1 protein-coding gene is annotated in these 2,051 nt (G+C 42.5%); it reads right to left on the reverse strand.

All coding sequences use genetic code 11. The features are described from left to right. Positions 1-253: 253 nt before the first annotated feature. On the reverse strand, positions 254-2,044 hold the full coding sequence (locus CK510_RS29695; protein ID WP_095725031.1) for an ABC transporter substrate-binding protein: 1,791 nt from the start codon (positions 2,042-2,044) through the stop codon (positions 254-256). Positions 2,045-2,051 lie beyond the last annotated feature (7 nt).

Consider the following 2,051-nt stretch of genomic DNA (forward strand, 5'->3'; position numbering starts at 1 on the left):
AGAGGCTTCGCCTCCAGTCACACCAAGAGGCGGAGCCTCTGGGGTTGCGTTCCCAGGCTCTGCCTGGGAATGAGGAGAAAAGAGTATAGAAAGCTTACAACCCTTGCAGATAGGACTTGTGTGTACACCGTAGCCTTGAAAAGGGGGATTAGGGGGGATTCAAGAGAGGTTTTGTTTGTATTGCGTACGTAGGAGCATAGAAAGGAGAAAAGTTAAAGTTTTTAATTTTTCCTAACTTTTCCTATATTTTTAATTATTTATCGGCAACTTTCAACTCGTAAAGATTCCAAAGTAAACCACCGTAAGCCGAATACTTGACATTTTTGACTTTGTTACGTATTGCTGCTAATGGGGTGGGATTAAATAGATAAATGTAAGGTAGTTGTTCTGCTCCAATACGTCCAGCTTGCCAGTAAATTTCCTTACGCTTGTTTGTGTCAAGTTCCTGCGCTCCTTCAACATACAACCGCGCGATTTCCTCTTCCCAAGGCTCAATAATCCGTCCTTGAACTGGAGGTTGTCCGGCTGTAGGAGCTTGGTTAAAAGGACGATATTCTCCGTTAACAGCCCAAAAATTTGCGGCACCATTGGGATCGATGCCACCACCACCAACTGCGCCAAAATGTGCTTCCCAATCAAAGGTAGTACTGATTTTTTCACCGATCGAGCCAAAATCTAGCTGTTGGAAGTCCATTTGGATGCCAATTTTGGCTAAGTCAAGTTTCATCTGGGAAGCAACAATTTCCCCTGTTCTGCTTCCTGTGGCAGCCATGAGACTAAAGCGAACCCGGTTCCCAAGGGAATCGGACAATTGATTTTTTTGGTCATATTTAAACCCAGATTTGAGTAAAAGTTGCCTTGCACGTTCTGGGTTATATTCGTAGGTTTTCAGTCCCTGTTTTGGTGAAAGATAGTAGGGACTGTCTGTATAAACTTCCGAGTACTGTAATTGACCAATACCCCGGTAAACATTTGTGAGCATACTTGGACGATCGATTGCATACGCGATCGCTTGACGAAATTCTTTGGTTTTAAACCAGCGCGACTTAATCGGGTTGACGAAGGGTTTACCGTCACGACTGCCTGTATTTTGGTTAAAGCTAATGTAAATAGCTACTTGGTCAGCTCCACCTTCGTATATTGTAAAGTTTCCCCGCTTTTCTTCTTTTTTGAGTAGGGAGAAATTTCGAGGTGCGACTTCGAGCATGTCCAATCCACCAGAACGGAACTGCATTAATAGCGTGTCGGGATTTTCGACAATTTGCCAAACCATGCGTTCGAGATAAGGCAGTTGTTGTCCTTGAGCATCACGTCTCCAGTAATAAGGATTACGCTTAAATACTACCCGTTCGCTGGTTTTGTAACTATCCAGTACAAATGGACCATTACAAACTATTTTTTTGGGATCGGTACCAGTATCCCAAGTTGATAAAAACTGAAGATTTCCGCTTGCGTCTTTGTTTTTGAGGGTACTTTCCAATGCGTGTTTAGGTAAGATTGGCAAACCACCAACCGTTCGTAACAATGGTGCAAAAGCTTCCGGGGAAGTTACTTCAATGACGCGATCGCTAATTTTGCTAACTTTGGGGAAAAGACGACTTTTACCAATTGATAGTGAATCGCGAATGCTAGTCGGAATTTTTTCGTTGATAAATACTTCGTTGAAGCTGAAGACAACATCATCTGCTGTGAGTGGTTTCCCATCTGACCATTTCAAGTCTTTTCGAAGTGTAAAGGTAATTTTTTGCCCTTCATCTTTCCAAGATTCTGCTAATGCTGGTTTTAATTCTGTCGTCACTCCGTCTTCTGCCAGCATTCCCTCATAAGTCGCACTAAATACATTGGGAGATTCCTTACTGAGAACCACATTAAACGTCTTTGGTTCGGCTGTAATTCCGTATACGAGTTGGGAAACCTGTGCAGCTTGGGTTTTAAAGTTGCTGGGGTTGCAAGCATTGAGAGCCAGTAAACAAAAAACACTGACTAATGCCAAAATCCAGCCACGTTTAAATAGGGGTTTTAGTTTAAATAATTGTGAAGAAATATTAATA

It is taken from the genome of Brunnivagina elsteri CCALA 953 (genome assembly GCF_002289455.1).
GTDB classification, from domain to species: Bacteria; Cyanobacteriota; Cyanobacteriia; order Cyanobacteriales; family Nostocaceae; genus Brunnivagina; species Brunnivagina elsteri.